General features: G+C 38.2%; 14 protein-coding genes. 6 read left to right on the top strand and 8 right to left on the bottom strand.

Features of this window, described 5'->3' with window-relative positions:
- Positions 1-176: 176 nt before the first annotated feature.
- On the top strand, positions 177-566 hold the full coding sequence (locus IM797_RS21310) for a carboxymuconolactone decarboxylase family protein (protein ID WP_228099021.1): 390 nt from the start codon (positions 177-179) through the stop codon (positions 564-566).
- Positions 567-624: 58 nt separating this feature from the next.
- On the opposite strand, the gene IM797_RS21305 is transcribed toward IM797_RS21310, so the two are convergent.
- Positions 625-900 carry a helix-turn-helix domain-containing protein gene (locus tag IM797_RS21305; protein WP_194129220.1) on the bottom strand — a complete coding sequence of 92 codons (276 nt, stop codon included), beginning with the start codon at positions 898-900 and terminating at the stop codon, positions 625-627.
- 21 nt (positions 901-921) lie between these two features.
- Positions 922-2,421: a PLP-dependent aminotransferase family protein gene (locus IM797_RS21300; RefSeq protein WP_194129219.1), complete on the bottom strand. Its 1,500-nt coding sequence runs from the start codon at positions 2,419-2,421 to the stop codon at positions 922-924.
- A gap of 241 nt (positions 2,422-2,662) precedes the next feature.
- Here IM797_RS21300 and IM797_RS21295 point away from each other — a divergent pair, with 241 nt between their 5' ends.
- The 5 genes from IM797_RS21295 to IM797_RS21275 all read left to right on the top strand — a co-directional run bounded on the left by IM797_RS21295 (position 2,663) and on the right by IM797_RS21275 (position 6,540).
- Positions 2,663-3,226 carry a Crp/Fnr family transcriptional regulator gene (locus tag IM797_RS21295; RefSeq protein ID WP_194129218.1) on the top strand — a complete coding sequence of 188 codons (564 nt, stop codon included), beginning with the start codon at positions 2,663-2,665 and terminating at the stop codon, positions 3,224-3,226.
- A gap of 117 nt (positions 3,227-3,343) precedes the next feature.
- Complete coding sequence (locus tag IM797_RS21290; protein ID WP_194129217.1) at positions 3,344-4,660, top strand: protein kinase; 1,317 nt, start codon at positions 3,344-3,346, stop codon at positions 4,658-4,660.
- Positions 4,661-4,663: 3 nt separating this feature from the next.
- Positions 4,664-5,134, top strand: a complete 471-nt coding sequence (locus IM797_RS21285) for a MauE/DoxX family redox-associated membrane protein (RefSeq protein WP_194129216.1) — start codon at positions 4,664-4,666, stop codon at positions 5,132-5,134.
- A gap of 80 nt (positions 5,135-5,214) precedes the next feature.
- Positions 5,215-5,445 (top strand): hypothetical protein, encoded by a 231-nt coding sequence (locus IM797_RS21280; protein WP_194129215.1) that lies wholly within the window; start codon positions 5,215-5,217, stop codon positions 5,443-5,445.
- Positions 5,446-5,493: 48 nt separating this feature from the next.
- Positions 5,494-6,540 (top strand): hypothetical protein, encoded by a 1,047-nt coding sequence (locus IM797_RS21275; RefSeq protein WP_194129214.1) that lies wholly within the window; start codon positions 5,494-5,496, stop codon positions 6,538-6,540.
- A gap of 4 nt (positions 6,541-6,544) precedes the next feature.
- Here IM797_RS21275 and IM797_RS21270 read toward each other — a convergent pair whose 3' ends face one another.
- The 6 genes from IM797_RS21270 to IM797_RS21245 form a co-directional block, all read right to left on the bottom strand.
- Positions 6,545-8,041, bottom strand: coding sequence for a TlpA disulfide reductase family protein (locus IM797_RS21270; RefSeq protein WP_194129213.1), 1,497 nt, complete (start codon positions 8,039-8,041; stop codon positions 6,545-6,547).
- Between the two features lie 56 nt (positions 8,042-8,097).
- Positions 8,098-9,447, bottom strand: coding sequence for a RagB/SusD family nutrient uptake outer membrane protein (locus tag IM797_RS21265; protein WP_194129212.1), 1,350 nt, complete (start codon positions 9,445-9,447; stop codon positions 8,098-8,100).
- 9 nt (positions 9,448-9,456) lie between these two features.
- Positions 9,457-12,498: a SusC/RagA family TonB-linked outer membrane protein gene (locus tag IM797_RS21260; RefSeq protein ID WP_194129211.1), complete on the bottom strand. Its 3,042-nt coding sequence runs from the start codon at positions 12,496-12,498 to the stop codon at positions 9,457-9,459.
- Between the two features lie 668 nt (positions 12,499-13,166).
- Positions 13,167-13,523, bottom strand: a complete 357-nt coding sequence (locus IM797_RS21255; protein WP_194129210.1) for a hypothetical protein — start codon at positions 13,521-13,523, stop codon at positions 13,167-13,169.
- Between the two features lie 186 nt (positions 13,524-13,709).
- Positions 13,710-13,964 (bottom strand): hypothetical protein, encoded by a 255-nt coding sequence (locus IM797_RS21250; protein ID WP_194129209.1) that lies wholly within the window; start codon positions 13,962-13,964, stop codon positions 13,710-13,712.
- 291 nt (positions 13,965-14,255) lie between these two features.
- Positions 14,256-15,776, bottom strand: a complete 1,521-nt coding sequence (locus tag IM797_RS21245) for a TlpA disulfide reductase family protein (protein WP_194129208.1) — start codon at positions 15,774-15,776, stop codon at positions 14,256-14,258.
- Positions 15,777-15,922 lie beyond the last annotated feature (146 nt).

Raw genomic sequence — 15,922 nt, 5'->3', positions numbered from 1 at the left:
TCAAAAAAGCAGCTGATTTGAAAATGTGTGACCGGATTTGACCGGATTTGACTGGATTTGACCGATCAAATGACCGACTTGCCTATCCCAGATCTGGCGGTCAAGTCCTTTTCTAAGCGCTGTAAATTCCTGATCCTGATCACCTGCTTTATTGATATGTATTACGTATTTATGTCATGACCATCATTTTTCATATCCTGTTCCTTTGCGATCTTTGTTACAATGGCACTAAGGCCATGATCAATTCAGACATGAATCAGGAGCAAAATCCATTAGCAGTATTTGAAAAAGAAGCCCCTAAAGTGGCTAAAGCATTTGACCAGCTTATTGACGCGCTAAAAGAGACTAGCGGCTTGGATGCGAAGACGAAACAGTTGATTTATATTGGCATAAAAGCTGCCCTGGGAGATCCAAAAGCAATATATTATCACGTCGCTATGGCGAAGTCGCTTGGCGCTACCCGTGATGAGGTCAAAGATACCATCTTGATTACGCTTACCGTTTGTGGGTTAAACGGTGTGAGTACATGCCTACCCATCGCACTAAAGACCTACGACGAATCTTAACGCATGAAGCGTATTTTCTACTTTTCCGGCGATCTGAACTGGCTACGATAAAGGGTTACTAACGGCCTTTATTCATCTTATCATGTAGCATTCTTTCCAGATCTACTTTCAGATAATAGTCTTTTTTTCCTATACGCCTGGATTCAATCAATTGCAGTTTGCGCCAGCGGTATAAGGTACTGTCGCCAACTTTAAGCATTCGCTTGGCATCGCTATTGTCCAGCAGCAAATCTTCTTCCTGGTTTCGAACGGGCAATAGAATTTTCAGGTCTGCACTGATTTCAAGCTGCACACGTAATATTTCCTGCAATATATTTAAGATTTTTAAGAGCATAATCTGAGCACATCTTATACGCTACTCAGTTTTATAGCAAATGTAACTATAGCTGTTACCATAGTCTTTTAGGAATTTGTCATGTAATAATTTAGCTGCAGTTTGTGCTTCCAGGATATCCCAGGAGCCAAAGCCTAAACGAATGCAGTTAACGCCACGCCCCAACAGATAACCATCAGGATGATAAGGAATTTGCTGCCCGGATTTTAAAACTAAATCCATTGACTCCTGCAAATTCCGGTCACTTGGAAATTCAATCCAAAGCGATAACCCACTTGATGGTTTCTTTAGTTTTACACCCCTGCGTAAGTAATTGTCCATTTGTGCCCATGCTTCCTCCAAATGAACTTCCATTCCCCGCTTCATCCGCTTAATGTGTTTCCATATTTTTTTACTGTTCAAAAGATTGGTGATTGTTTTTTCTATTAGAATATCCCGCTGGATATAATTTCGAACTGGTAATGATTTCATCAGCGTAATGAAGTCCTCAGCAGCTACAATTGTTCTGGTCTGCTGCATGTAAGGCGTTAACAAACTCAATGCACCCAGATAAATGACATGGCCATTGTGATCATATCTAACCAATTCTTTGAAAGGTTTGGTCTCGTACCAAAATTCATGATAATCATCTTCCTCAATGATGTAAAACCCGTATTTCTTTGCCAGCTCTACCAGTTTTTCACAAGCCGGAGCCCCAAGGGTTTGACTTGCAGGATAGCTACATTGAGGACGGATATATACGGCTTTAACTTTTTTACGGCTCAAAAATCTCCTGAGGTTTTCGATAAACCCAGGTCCAAAGCCTTCCAGGTCATAACATTTAACCTCACATTTATTTAGAATCCTACTGAGCAATATATCTCTTGGTGAGGTATTGATCACCACATCTCCTGGTGCTAAAGCAGTATTTAACACACGTTCAAGACTTTCCTGTCTACCAATGATTACCTCTAAGCCAGCAGAACGGATCGCAAATCTGCGCATGACATTTAACTGTTTCAATATTGCTTTTTTTAGGTCTGAGCCCCGAAAATCGATCATCTGATCTATTTGCTTTAAAGTTTTATACCGCTTAACATGATCGTACATGAAATCATAATGGTGCGACACCGGAAAGTATTTCGGGCTTGGTGTATCAAAACCTATAGCCGTAAAATTTACTTTTCTCTCCGCTTTCTCACGCCTGATCCGTTGTTCAATGTTTAATTTGACAGGCAGCTTCTTAAGTTGTTTGGCTGATTCATATATTTTTTCATACCCGGGAAATGTTTCAGAGACAAATGTTCCCTGGGCCACTTTGATATAGATCCAGTCCTCTCGCTGAAGCATGCGGTACACGTTACTCATGGTGTTCCTGTGCACGCCCAATTTCTCAGCCAAAACACGGTAGGATGGCAAGCGTTCATCAGGCATTAAATCGCCTTTTGTAATGTGTTCAGTGAAAAACTTAAAGATTTGTTCTGCGTAATGGCCTTCAATGAGCGTATCTAAGGTCCAAAAATTTTCATCGTGGTTTTGCATAGGGATGCGTTTTTGTTAAGCGTGATTTGGTTAATTCAACCTAAAATACTCAGAAAAATCTCTACTGACTTAATATTTCTAACTGGCACATTCAAATATGATACTGCTGGCACAATAATTTATTAACCTGAACTCCTGATATTTGAGCCAATCATTTGATTAAATCTAATCATCCCATATTGTTATGCACGGCTCAGCCCAAGAATTAGAATCCTACAAGCGAGAACTCATTCTCCAGTATTTGATACCAGCTTTTGGTAGCCTGGTTAGCTTCTATGAACAAAAAATTGAAGATATCGTAAGCTGCTGTCACCTGCAAAGCGTGATGAGGTTACAACGACTGGAAACTCCTGGCAAGGCGCTGATGGGATTTTTGTGGTTCTCTATCGATGCAATGTCGCACAGCTATTTTTACGACCATGAAAAACAAAAAGCATCTGGCACCATGATCTATAAACGGAGACAATTCATTTTCAATAGTGACAGTTTGCTATATAGCTTAGACAGGTCTGACTATGTGCAAATTCTAGAACCTGGCGAGGTGTTGTATATTGGTTATCAAGACCTCTTATCACTGATGAGTAAGTATGCAGATATTAATCAGGTGATCAGAACACTTGCAGAAAAACAAAGTACCTACCTCAGGCAACACATGGCTTTACTTCAGATCAAATCATTAGAGCGTGTCAGACGCTTTCGGGCGGAGAATGAAGCCTTCTTAGAGTGCTCCAGTCAGGAAATTCAGGCTATACACGTCAATTTAGGGCTCAGAAATTACATATACATGATCAATAAGTTGAAATAGTAACCAGGCATAATTGCATCATTAAAGTATGCAATAATGCATGTTAAAACTATGCAATATTGCATAACGCGCAATATAGCTTCGACTTTACCTTTGATTTAATCAATCGCTATTGTTATGAATCAAATGAATTTGACTTCCGCTTTGCAGGGTTACCCGCAACTAGATCACACTGAGTTTTTGAATGAACTTGATACACCTTATACCTGTGATGAATATTACATCAAGGTAGATTTTGACCAGCTGGTCGCTGAGCGGGTGATTTTCATTTCCGGGATTTTATCTCAATTGACAAATTTGGTTGAGGCTGTCATTCCTTACCTGGTTTCACAAAAAATATCCTTCAACCTGGTGAAAAATCAACAGGCAGCTAAACTGGTTTTGAATGCTAATTTCGGTGAACAGCACATTGGCAAACTAATTTTAATTTACCTATCAGCAGACATAGACCAGGATGAACTTGTAGCGGCTTTGGTTATCCTCACAACAGACTTCAAAGGCCCTGCTATCCCGGGTCATCAGCATATGGGCGGAACAGTATATGCCAAACAGCAGGATCTGACCTTACCAGTAAATACAAAAAAACAGGTACTAAACTTAAAAGGCAATTGTCTGGTCACTGCTACCTTAAAGCCAGATCCTAAAGGTGATGTACTTAAGGGTCTATATTTAAATAAGTATTTGTTTCCTACAAGCTGCGTCATCAAACAAGGACGATACTGTATGTGGTCCGATGAGGACGGCAGGGACATCCAGGACAGGCTTAAATGGCAGTTCGAGGTACACACCAGGCTATCTGATCTTGTCAAGATCCCAAAGATCATCGCCGAATTCAAAGAAAAAGATGATCACTATCTTATCATGGAATTTATCAAAGGCATACCTTTTAACCAGGTATTGGAGGATATTTACCGGTTTAACTGCTGGCTCAGCTTATCTGATCGGGATAAATGGGTCTTATTGGATTTGTTACGGGATGTTTTTGAAATGGTTTGCCTGCTACATTCGGCAGATTATGTCCATCGCGACCTTACACCGGGGAATTTTATGCTCAAAAAAAGTCGTCAACTGTTCATGATTGATCTTGAACTTTTGTATGACCTTGAATCCAATTTCCCTTCACCTGCATTTAAACTAGGCACTGCTGGTTTTATGTCTCCAGAGCAATGGATGGCTCAGGTGCCTACCGTAAAAGAGGATATTTATGCCCTTGGTGGTTTTATGATCATGTGTTTTACGGGGCTGGCACCCGCTAAATTTGAGTTAGAAAAAAGTACCCTGTTGTCACAAAGACTGACCGAACTGAAAGTAGACGCACCTCTGATCAAGTTAATCCTCCATTGTGTACAAAACGATCCGGGTCATCGCCCGTCAATCGTTGCACTTATCCAAATGTTTGAAGAGGCTGTTTCACTTTTACCTTTTAATCGTTAAGTCATGATACGTTCTGATCAAAAAAATCGTGTTTTAAGTGTACGTCATTTGTTTGTTCAGACAGTCGCCAGCTTATACATCCTGTTGTTCCTGTATGCAGCTACCAGTAAACTGGCCGACTTCGGCACTTTCCAATTACAAATGCGTAAGTCTCCTTTCATTACCGCTTACGCAGCGGTATTGGCCTGGCTTGTACCCATGGTTGAAATTGGTATTGCAGTGCTCCTCATTTTTCCAAAAACCATCCTGCCGGGGCTGTTTGCCAGCTTTGGATTGATGACCTTATTCAGCTTATACATATTTGGGATTCTGCATTTTTCACAGGAAATCCCATGTAACTGTGGCGGGATTATATCTGCCATGAGCTGGGATCAGCACCTGGCCTTCAATTGCGTGTTCTTGCTGCTGGCGATCATTGCCATTGTACTAAAAAGTGATCCTGTTAAAATAACGGACTTGAAAAAGTCTTCATGATATTCTGTTGCAACCTGAATCAGGGGTAAGCCGAAAACCTGTAAACCATTAGAGTAGGCATTCACTTAAATAAAAAAAACATGAAAAGATTATTTTTTTCCGCTTTGTTGGCAATAGTTGCTATTGGCGGTTCATTAACCTCAAAAGCTGGTGCTGTATATTTTGATGCAGACAGTAAGGAAATTGATTGTACTGGTACCGGTGCTTTATGTAGAACTGCAATTGGCCCGCAAACCCTTTGGTCTCAACCAGATCAACAAGGAGCAGTATTTCAGTCTACAAGTTTAGACAACAGTAATAAACTGAAATAATCATTTATAAGGCTATCCTATATTCAGGATAGCCTTAGTTATAAAATTATGAAGAAGAAAATAATTTACTTGCTACTTATCATTGCCATATTTGGAATAGGGATGTATTTTATGGTAGCTCTTAACGAAAATTCGGATAATGGGTTTGATAGAAAAATGGTCAATAAACAGCTTAGAATTCAACATTCGATCAAACTGGAACACGATATATTTTTTTCCTGGAAACCAGAAAGAGATATTTGGATCAGCAGTCGCCACCGCCCCCTGGATTTATTACGATTGAACAATTCACTGGGAGTAACTGAAGTTAAAAGTCTAAAATTGCCAAATGAATTCAATTCCAATCTACATAATCTTAATTTCAGTCATGTTGATTCATCCATATTTGTTGCAAATGAAGTCGGGCAGATCGCACGCTTATCTTCGACCCGAAGGAAAGTTTTTAATGTCAAAGCCATATTTGACAATCCGGTCGCGATCTCAGCCAATTCGATTGCCGTAAGATTATTCAAAAATTCAAAAAAAGGAAGTTATACCGAATTGTGCAAAATTGTACTGACAAATAACGGACAGGTTAAAAAATCGTTTACTGTGCCCAAACAATTTGATGGTATTTTTTGCTCAGACGGCTTACTTCAATATGATGAAGACTCGAAGCGGCTATTTTACATGTATTACCGCAGGGGTAGCTTTCTTTGCCTGGATACCAATCTAAATTTACTGTATAGTGCAAAAACTGTGGATACGATTAATCGCGCAAACCTTAAACTGATTGATTCAGAGAGGACAACTGCAAATGGAAAAGTGACAAAAGGAAGGACACTAAATATGCCTGGAGATCTTGTTAACATTTACTTTTCTGTATTTCAGGATAAACTTTATTTGTATTCGGGTGTCCGCGCAAATAATCAATCTTTAACTGATTTCTTCCAGAACAGCACTATTGATGTCTACGCTCTGAACAACGGGAACTACCTCTACAGTTTTCTAATGCCCAAACATACAGGGCTTCTATTGAGGCAGTTCCATGTTGAAAACGACAACCTGATTGCACTTTACGACAGGTGTATGGTTTCTTTAATTACTAAACAGTAAAAGATTAAATGGGATCAGGAGCTTCAATGGCCTCCTTTACCAATTTCATAAAACTTTCCTTTGTAATGTTCCCATTGAGTTTTTGAATGATATTTCCATTTTTATCTATTAAGAGCAATAACGGCGCATAGTTAACATTATAATGTTTAAAAAAAGGATGATCAGCCATCCTCAGCGGCATATCAGAAACATTAACATATTCCGTGGAAGTAAAGCGCTTGCTCGCGATCCCACGTTGCCAATCCTGTTTGGTCTTGCCGTCAAATATGGAAAGGACAACGAAATCTTTTATATTTTTTAATTCCGGCCACAAATTGGCTTCAAACCAATCATGGAACATGACACAAGCTCCACATCCTTCACCCCAAACGTCAATCAAAAACACTTTGCCTTTCAAATCAGCGGGTATAAATCTATTACCTTTCAAATCAATAAATTCACCTTCAAAAAGCTTACTTCCTTTTTTAAACAATAAATTGGTTGCTATAAACTCCCTACCCAATGGAGAAATTAACGAAGGTGAAGCGTCTTTGATTAAAGAGTCAAAAACAGACACCTTATAATTGGTTGAATACCCCCCTCCTGTCAGGAAGAATTCACATAATAACCTGTCTTTTATTTTGATATTTTCAGCATATCCTTTGACAACATCATACAAACCTTTCATGTCTACGGTGCCATTTTTTTGATTAAAGAGCTTACCGTACCTCAACATCAATAACAAATATTGAAAATGCCTGTTGCTAAAAACACTAGACTCAGCAGACTCATCCAAGAATTTATGATCATACGCATTGAAATGGTCAGTAAGAATGTGCCGGCTCAGGGTGTCATTCTTGAATACATTCCAGTAATGCATCAAACGATCTGCCCAAATGATATCATAATTGGCATAGTGATACCCAATTACTTCCTTCATTACCTTACCAATTTTAGGATCAGCTTTAATGATAAGTTGGTATTTGTTTGAAGTTTCATGTTGCAGGATACTGACGAGCGATTTTAAATTGGCAGAAAGCGCTGCTGACGAGGCCCCTTTTTTTATATTTGGTAGTGCATTAAAGGTAGTTTCTTCAATTTTTGTAAGTTCAGCTATCAATTTATATTTGGCAGATCCATTTCCACTGAAAACAAGAGAATCTTTTCCTGTAGTTTCATAAATATCCAATTTTACCAAATCCCCTGGTGTTGCATAATAATTCCCAATTAGTATTGCATTCCCGGCATTGATTATCTGTACTCTATAATTCAGCAGGTTGCATTTTAATGGTAATTTAAAAATGAACTCATGTTGTTTAGATATTGTAGGTAGATAGTCAACAGAATTCTCCCAATAGTTGGCATTTGGATAGGCCCATATGGCCAGGCTGTCAGGGATTTTTTTCCTCTGATAATGAAATTTAACAATAATGGTGGAATGATTGGATTTTAGCTCCTGACTATAGGCTAAACATTTGCACATGCAGATCAACAGGAATATTAGTTTCAATATCTTCATCATTTCTTAATTCTATATATATTGGCAATTGCTTGCGGATAATCGTCGTTTAAATTCTGTTAATTTAGATTTGGGTTTCTGTTGATTTCATCTGCTGGCAGTGGATAAAAAACATCGGTGTCCTGCCAGCCCATTTTGATCGGTGCAAGTACGGTACTCGCTTGATCAGTTCTTTTAAGATCCAGCCAACGATGGCCCCATTCACTAAATAACTCCGTTTTTCTTTCTTTCAAAATGGCCTTTAAGAGATTCGTCTGATTGATACCGGGATTCAGGTCCCTAATCAAAAGTAATCCTGCCCGCCCTCTTATTTTATCTAAATCAGCTATTGAACCGTCTAAATCATTTTGTTTAGCTCTAGCTTCCGCGCGAATGAGGTACTGCTCTGCAAGTCTTAGAACCATTGAGTATTCGGACACGGTTGTTGATGACCTTACTTTATATTTGAAAGGATGATACCAGGTTCCTTTGGTGTTGCTGAAGCTTTTAATCCAATTTATTGGTCTTTTATCATTTGACTCAAAACCACTGGTTGCAAATGATTGCTCCAGGGTTACATTGATTGGTGTATTGGTAAGTATAAACATGCCCCCTTCTCTGGTATTGGCATTGGCCGTAGGGAATAATTGCCAAATGGCTTCACTACTATTCTTTAAAAACACATCGTTTAGTGCGGGAAGACTGTATTTACCGGATTTTGCAATCACCATACCCGCATACTTCTCCGCATTGATCCAATCCTTCCGGTATAAGTAAACCCTGGCCAATAAAGCTTGTACTGCTGAAAGATTTGGTCGAACCTTTTCTGTTGAAGGATAAACATCAGTCAATAAACCCTCGGCGGTTTTCAGGTCAGTGAGTATCTGACTATATACTTTATCTGTACTAGATAACGGAGTCAATCTAGTGACTCTATAATCCGTAGTGAGTTGTAAAGGAATGTTGCCAAAAAGATTGGTCAGATAAAAATAAATGAATGCCCTTACAAAGTGTGCCTCCCCCTCAATCTGGGACTTAACCGGTGGAGTTACGCCGCTTTTTGCAGACAAACCTTCCAGTATCGCATTAGCAGCAAAAACATTTTGGTAAGTACCCAGATAAAGTGATTTAAGGGTGCCATTGGTTAAGCTGACCTGATTGGTATAAAATTCTTGAAGTGCTGTGCTGAACCCGGTTAATTCATCTGAAGAAAGTCCAGCTATTGCCGTTATACTGTTGTTGCCCCCACCTGCATATCCATTACCGGCCATACTAGAATAGATGCCCAATATAGCTGCAGTAGCCGTTTCATCATTCTGGTAAACGCTTTCTTGTACCAGACTTGATTTAGGTGGATCAATATCAAGAAATTGTTTACAGGAGCATAACAAACAGCTCAATAGTATCAATAAATAGGTTATATTTTTCATAATAGATTCTTAAAAAGTTACGTTTAAACCCAATGCCCAAGTTTTCAGCGGAGGCAATGTGTTCATGCTTTGAGTCTCAGGATCCAGGCCCTTATAATTGGTGATGGTAAAAAGATTTTGTCCACTTAGAATCAGATTTGCCCGTTTGATATTGACTTTAGATAACCATCGTTCTGACAGCGAATAAGAAAGAGCGATCGTCTTTAATCGGATGTAGGATGCATCGCTAATATTGAGGCCGCCGTATGCTCTGGCATTTTCATAGGTAGAATCAAAAGCGTCGTCCGTGCTAAATCTTTGGATAGTCGCATTTTCTCCTGGTTTTCGCCACCTGTCAAACACGTATATTGACTGATTAGCAGTCGGATAGTCGATGGCACTCCATAAACCAGGGGTTGATTGGCTGGATGCGTAATTGTATCCATTCTGTTTCGTAAATCCTAAAAGGAAATCTAAGTTGAAATTTTTATAGCTTACTGAATTTTGAATGCCCCCGTAGAAATATTGACCTACGAATTTATGAAGATACCTATCCCTATCATCCAATAATCCGTTGCCATCATGATCTTCTATATCATAAAGGCCGGTTTGACTGTTTACACCTCTCAAATTGTACACTTTATAAATTGAAATTGGCTGGCCGATGATGAAATTTTTGGCATCACTTGATTGCTCAATATCCGGATAGGCAATTAATTTGTTTTTGGGGATTGTCAGGTTTATTCCGCTCGACCACCTCCAATCATGTCCATTAAGGATTTTAACATTCGTAAGGAATTCCCAGCCTGTATTCTGAACCAATGCAGGTCTGTTTGCCCGGACAGTCAAACTGCCCGTACTTAGCGGCAAGGGATCACCGATCAATTGATTACCTGAACGGTTTCGGTACCAGGAAGCCTCTAAAGATAATCTATCATCAAACAGCCCCAGTTGTAATGCAAATTCCAATTTTCGATTTGTTTCCCAGGCGAAATTTGGATTTCCGATATTTGAAGATGAAGGAATGATGGTGGGTATTCCTTGATAGGTAGCTGAGGTATTGTACAATTGCAGGTAGCCGTAATCCGGAATCTGATCATTTCCTGTAACACCATAACTTGCCCGGATTTTTCCAAAGTTTAAGAATGACATCTTCTCTTTGAGGAACTTTTCTTCAGAAAAGATCCAGGCGGTACCTATTGCACCAAAATTGGCAAACTGTTTATCGCTCCCAAACCGACTTGAACCGTCCCTTCGTGCGGTTAAATTCAGGTAATACTTATCTCTTAAACTATAATTTAAACGTGCGAAAGCGGCGATGTAACGATACTGACTATATGTTGCCAGCTTATTTACAAGGCTTCCGGCTGCACCAATATTCTCAAGCAATTCATCACTCGTAAAATTGGACGCCTGTAATGACCGTAAGTCAACAGCATTCTCCTGAAAACTCATACCAATCAAAGCCACTAGATTCCCATAAACTAGTTTTTTGTTATAATTTAGCTGAGGCTCGGCAATCCAGGTATGATTATCCGTATTAGAAAATGTAGCAGTTCTGTCTGCGGGCGTTGGACTATACGCTGGAGAAATGTAAGCCAGGGGGAGCTTACTAAATTCATTCGTTTTAATCAGGTTATATCCGGCCGAGGTTTTAAAGACTAAATCAGGTAAAACTTTATAACTGACAATTATATTTCCAATTAGATTATCTGAATTGATGGTGTTTTTTGCAAGCAATAAAGACATTGGATTACGGTATACCGTATTTTGTGCCCAATTAAGTTTTCCATATTGATCATATGGATCTGGCGCATTTGGTGCAAGTGTAATGTAAGTCGTTAAATCAGTTCTAATTTGATTGTTGCTATTATGGTTATAATTTGTGGTAAAGCTGACATTCAACCTTTTGTTTTCTGAGCCAAAGTTTAAACTGGATTGCAGACTGAACCTGTTGAAGCTGAAATCACCGGGATATACGGTTCCTTCTTTAAAATAGGTTCCCCCCAGTCGATAATTTATGTTATCAGAACCGCCACTAAAGTTTAAAGCTGCATTACGAGTTGCGGCAGTTCCCCCGATCAATAGCTTTTGCCAGTCCATATATTTATGCTGATCCCAAGTTCCATTGATATCGTAATCCAGAGAAGTTGGTGTCTTTCCATCGTTTTTTAAAGCTTCATTACGCATTTCTAAATACTGTTCCGTATTTAAAAGCTTAATGTGACTGGCTACTTTACTGATACTTTGCGTGTATGAAGCATTGATCTGAGGTTTGCCACTTTGACCATGTTTTGTTTTAATCAGGATTACACCATTTGCGCCCCGAGAGCCGTATATAGCTGTAGCATCTGCGTCTTTAAGTATCTCTATACTTTCTATATCGTTTGGATTGATCATGCTCAAAGGACTAGCCCCTGTTGTGCCCAGAATGTTACCAAAGTAACTATCAGAAACCTTAGCCGATGGAAAAGTCACGCCATCGACAATATATAATGGATCGTTACCGACCTGGCTATTGACACTGCTTCTACCCCTGATCTGCACATTAAAACCGCCGCCCGGCACGCCTGTAGTTTGCGTAATCTGTACGCCGGGCACCCTATTTTGCATGGCTTGCAGCGGATTGCTGATGGGCTGTTTTTCTATTGTAGCAGCAGTGATTTTCTGTATGTTTCCTGTACGGGCACGTTCGGAAACGGTGTAATAGCCCGCGTTGATTTGTACTTCCTGCAAATTTCGATTTTCAGGATTTAGCGTTATTATTAGTGCTTCCCTTAAGGGAACCTCTATTTCGACATCCCTCGTTTTGTGACCCAGATATTGGGCCGACAGGATAAATTTACCCTTTGGAAGGTTCAAGATGAAAAGCCCCCCTTCAATGCTTGTTACCGATTGGTTGATACTGTTTATTTTAATGACTACTCCTGAAAGTGTTTCACCAGAGGAAGCAGAAATAACCTTTCCGGTTATGATTTGATTTTTTAATTGCGGCTTTGTTGCATACTGGGCTCCCACCTTTAAAATTGGGCAAAGCATGGCCATTACGATGATTTTTATCGTTTTAAACATATTTGATTAGAGTGTTAATGTGCTAGACGCTGATCACAATAAGCAGCACAACATGGTAAGCGCTTACCATATGACCACTTAATGGTTGTCAGAAAAAGTCTGTGGGAATTTTATGGATTAATTAAATTAAAATAGCGTACCTAATGTGGTGGGGAGATGATGGTGGAATAAATGTTTAAGATACAGCGTTTTTGAGTTTTCATATTTTTCAGTTTTGATATGTTTTTTAGAAAAATACTTGAGCTGCAGAAAAAGAAAAAAGGGCCGCCTTAATGCTTATTCTGCGAGGATGGCGTAGGACAGCCACCGCTTTCGCGGCTGAACACAGAATAAAGCAGGCGACCCAAATCCTTATATTACCCAAAGATAACATAGGAATTGAGTTCTACCATACTCTTGTGCTCAGAATGTCCTACTTTCCTCACAAGATCTTCGGTAATAACTTCAACATCTAATTTAACAATAACGTCATTTAATTATATAACAATCCTTTAATGACGTAAATATACATCATTATATATAATAAAAGATATTTATTTAAATTTTTTTTTTCGCAGGAATTCCCTTCACTCCGAATAATTTAACGGCTTCATTGATCCTGGTTGATGGATTTTTTGAATCCATAAAAGATTTATTTAAAACCGCCATAGCGATGCTAGGGCTATTTCCTACAAATCACTCATACGAATTTCACCAAATTTTGTTAACAAGAAAAATAGTTCTTCCAGTTGTTTGGTCAGTGACATCAAGATCACATTACGCATCAATTTTTTCCCAAAGGCAGTATCTTTTTCAGATTTCATTGCAACCAGACTATAAGTTCTTGCTAAAAGGTCACAACATCTTTTTTTAAGTGCAAACTGTTCATCAAGCACCGTATTTGGATCTGCTACCAGGCGCATTCTGATCAAGTTTTTAATCATCGAACTGGAAGTTTCTATGCGGTCTACTTCCTCATCGGCTTGATAGGGTAAATCTTTTTCTATAACATCTAATAGCGAGTCAAAATAATCTAGTTCAGTCATTTGGGTTTAAATTTAGTTAGAAATTGTTGTTAAGTTAAATACGTCACTTTAAGATTGCAAACTTCGCTACATTTTGGCCAGGTTGACTTGCTATTTCTGTATTGAACTCGCTCTTTTAGAAAAAATCCAGATAATATCTACCTGAATAATTCATTTATTTTCATGTTTTCATTAATCACTTCAATTCTAAAACGCCTGATTAGATGCTGTCAAACTATTTTGTTTCCTATATTTTTTTATTGACCGCTGCAAATAAAAGCAATAAAGCCAAACTGCTAATGATATAATAAAAGTTGCCACAAGATATTTCACCGGGAAAAGAGGCTTAGTAGTAAGATCAGTGAAATAGTAAATTAAACATATGAAAGAAAATGGAGCAGCAAAGCCGCTCATCCCCATTATTCCCGCAGATATCATTTCTTTGGCCTTAAGATTTTTCATAATATTTAGGTTGGTTTAGCAATTATTTAAAACGAACAGTTATAATCCATTGGCATCCTTAGGTATTTATTGAAGGTGGTCCTTCAACTTTTTTCGTGGTCATTCGGCTTCAGGTACATGTCCGAAAGGAATATGCCTGCATTAGCCGCAATGATTTTTTTCGGATAATAAAGTCCCTGACTACATCTGCACCATTCCTTGCGTCACGTTGTTGACGATCTGAATCTCCTTATAGGCAACCTCCTCTTTTTGTGAACCAGGAACATCGTTCTAAATCTCACAGTGGAAATTCTATTCACAATACTTTTGTAAATCCTGAATTGTTGTTGTTCCCATGAATTTTATCGCTCCAGGTATTATTTTGCCAGCTTTATTAAAGACGATATAACTTGGGAAAGCGCTTTTCCCAAATAAGGTCATTAGTTCAGTAACGAGTTTTTCATCTACAAAAATATGCGTACCTGAAATTTTCATTTCAATGATTTTATTTTTCCACTTGTCCATCGTTGAACCTGAACTTGTACAGATATAAATGAATTCGATTGGAAGATCATTAGCTTTCTTTTTAAGCGCTATACCAGCTGGCATATCTTGAATACATCCTCCGCACCAAGTAGCCCAAAAGTCTAAAACAATTACTTTGTTTGCATATAAGGTTTTTAGTTTGGTCAAAAAATCTCCTGAATTCATAGATTTTATCACAGAGAGTTTTGCTCCAATAGGAAGTTCACCTATTGCAGTACCGATTACTTTGTCAGAGTCAACTCCTTTGATTTGCTTCACTATATCATTTACTTTATTCAGCCTATTGGCTAAAGTATCGTATTCTTGCTGAATTACAATTTTGCACCACGGAGATTTAATTGTTGGCAAGATATCTTTTATCATGTTCTTAAATTCTACTGGATCATCGTTTACCATTTGTATCTTTAAAACATCAGCATATGGATGACCAAAAATCTTTTCTAGTTGCCTGGCCTCACTTAGGGTCGTTTCTTTGTCAGCCAACTTAATTAGATGATTAGAATATTTAGCAAACTTATATAAAGAGTTTAAAAACGCCATTCCCGAGTTGGAGGTTAAATAGACCTTATGTGATTTAATTTTATCCCATATTTCTCGGCCTGGTTTTCTATCAGTATATAAAAAGTGATTAAGTAAGTTGGCGTAATACTCAGACAAAAATTCATTTTCCAGAAGTAAATGGTATTTTGAATAACTTTGTTTTTTAAAGGCCTTTTGAAATTCTTTAAACTCATATAATAGAGCTTCTATTTTTGCGAGATACTGAGAGTCGCTGATTTTAAGATCCGACATTTTTTCCAAAATCCTGCTTTTAATATGATCATTAAAAAGATTCGCCGATGACATGAAATTTATCAGGTCAACATCAGGTCCATCAAATTTGACTGCATCTGCAGGTACGCTCTTTTTTTGTACTTTTAAAAAATCTACTTTAATTGTCAGGTTTTTATTTACATAAATTGCTTGATAGTAGTTTCCAATGCGCAGGAATATTTGTTGATTAGGCAATGCATTAGCTAAAGTTATGTTGAATATACCGGCATTATTGACTTTAATGAATTTTTTCTCCTGATACCTGGCGGAAGGCAGAACCAAAATATAAAATAATTGAATTTTGGAGAGTTCTGTCGCTGTGCTATTTATAATTTGACCTTTTATAGTGGCAGGCTTGTTTTTTAGAAACTCGGAATTGAATGAGTAATCTGTTACTGAGGTCTGATTTACTTCGGTTTGACTATAGCCAGAATTTATCCAAAGACCTAATAATAGTAATAAAAGGTTGCGCATAAAGTTTGAATTTAGTTTTAAAACATTAGAGTTTCGTTTTCTTCGTTAAATTCTAATGTTTAAATATGTAGTTACAACGATACTATTGACATGCCGAATCTAAGAATAATTACAAGATTATTATTTTTGAAATGACATATCTCAAA

This window comes from Pedobacter sp. MC2016-24 (assembly GCF_015223055.1).
Lineage (GTDB): Bacteria > Bacteroidota > Bacteroidia > Sphingobacteriales > Sphingobacteriaceae > Pedobacter.
This window is presented reverse-complemented; position numbering and strand designations above follow the sequence as displayed.

Excerpts from the sequence above, each read along its gene's own strand:
- IM797_RS21300 (WP_194129219.1), bottom strand. The coding sequence starts at position 2,421 with ATGCAAAACCACGATGAAAATTTTTGGACCTTAGATACGCTCATTGAA.
- IM797_RS21255 (WP_194129210.1), bottom strand. The coding sequence starts at position 13,523 with ATGACTGAACTAGATTATTTTGACTCGCTATTAGATGTTATAGAAAAA.
- IM797_RS21245 (WP_194129208.1), bottom strand. The coding sequence starts at position 15,776 with ATGCGCAACCTTTTATTACTATTATTAGGTCTTTGGATAAATTCTGGC.
- IM797_RS21305 (WP_194129220.1), bottom strand. The coding sequence starts at position 900 with ATGCTCTTAAAAATCTTAAATATATTGCAGGAAATATTACGTGTGCAG.
- IM797_RS21270 (WP_194129213.1), bottom strand. The coding sequence starts at position 8,041 with ATGATGAAGATATTGAAACTAATATTCCTGTTGATCTGCATGTGCAAA.
- IM797_RS21290 (WP_194129217.1), top strand. The coding sequence starts at position 3,344 with ATGAATCAAATGAATTTGACTTCCGCTTTGCAGGGTTACCCGCAACTA.
- IM797_RS21280 (WP_194129215.1), top strand. The coding sequence starts at position 5,215 with ATGAAAAGATTATTTTTTTCCGCTTTGTTGGCAATAGTTGCTATTGGC.
- IM797_RS21265 (WP_194129212.1), bottom strand. The coding sequence starts at position 9,447 with ATGAAAAATATAACCTATTTATTGATACTATTGAGCTGTTTGTTATGC.
- IM797_RS21285 (WP_194129216.1), top strand. The coding sequence starts at position 4,664 with ATGATACGTTCTGATCAAAAAAATCGTGTTTTAAGTGTACGTCATTTG.
- IM797_RS21310 (WP_228099021.1), top strand. The coding sequence starts at position 177 with ATGACCATCATTTTTCATATCCTGTTCCTTTGCGATCTTTGTTACAAT.
- IM797_RS21275 (WP_194129214.1), top strand. The coding sequence starts at position 5,494 with ATGAAGAAGAAAATAATTTACTTGCTACTTATCATTGCCATATTTGGA.
- IM797_RS21260 (WP_194129211.1), bottom strand. The coding sequence starts at position 12,498 with ATGTTTAAAACGATAAAAATCATCGTAATGGCCATGCTTTGCCCAATT.
- IM797_RS21250 (WP_194129209.1), bottom strand. The coding sequence starts at position 13,964 with ATGAAAAATCTTAAGGCCAAAGAAATGATATCTGCGGGAATAATGGGG.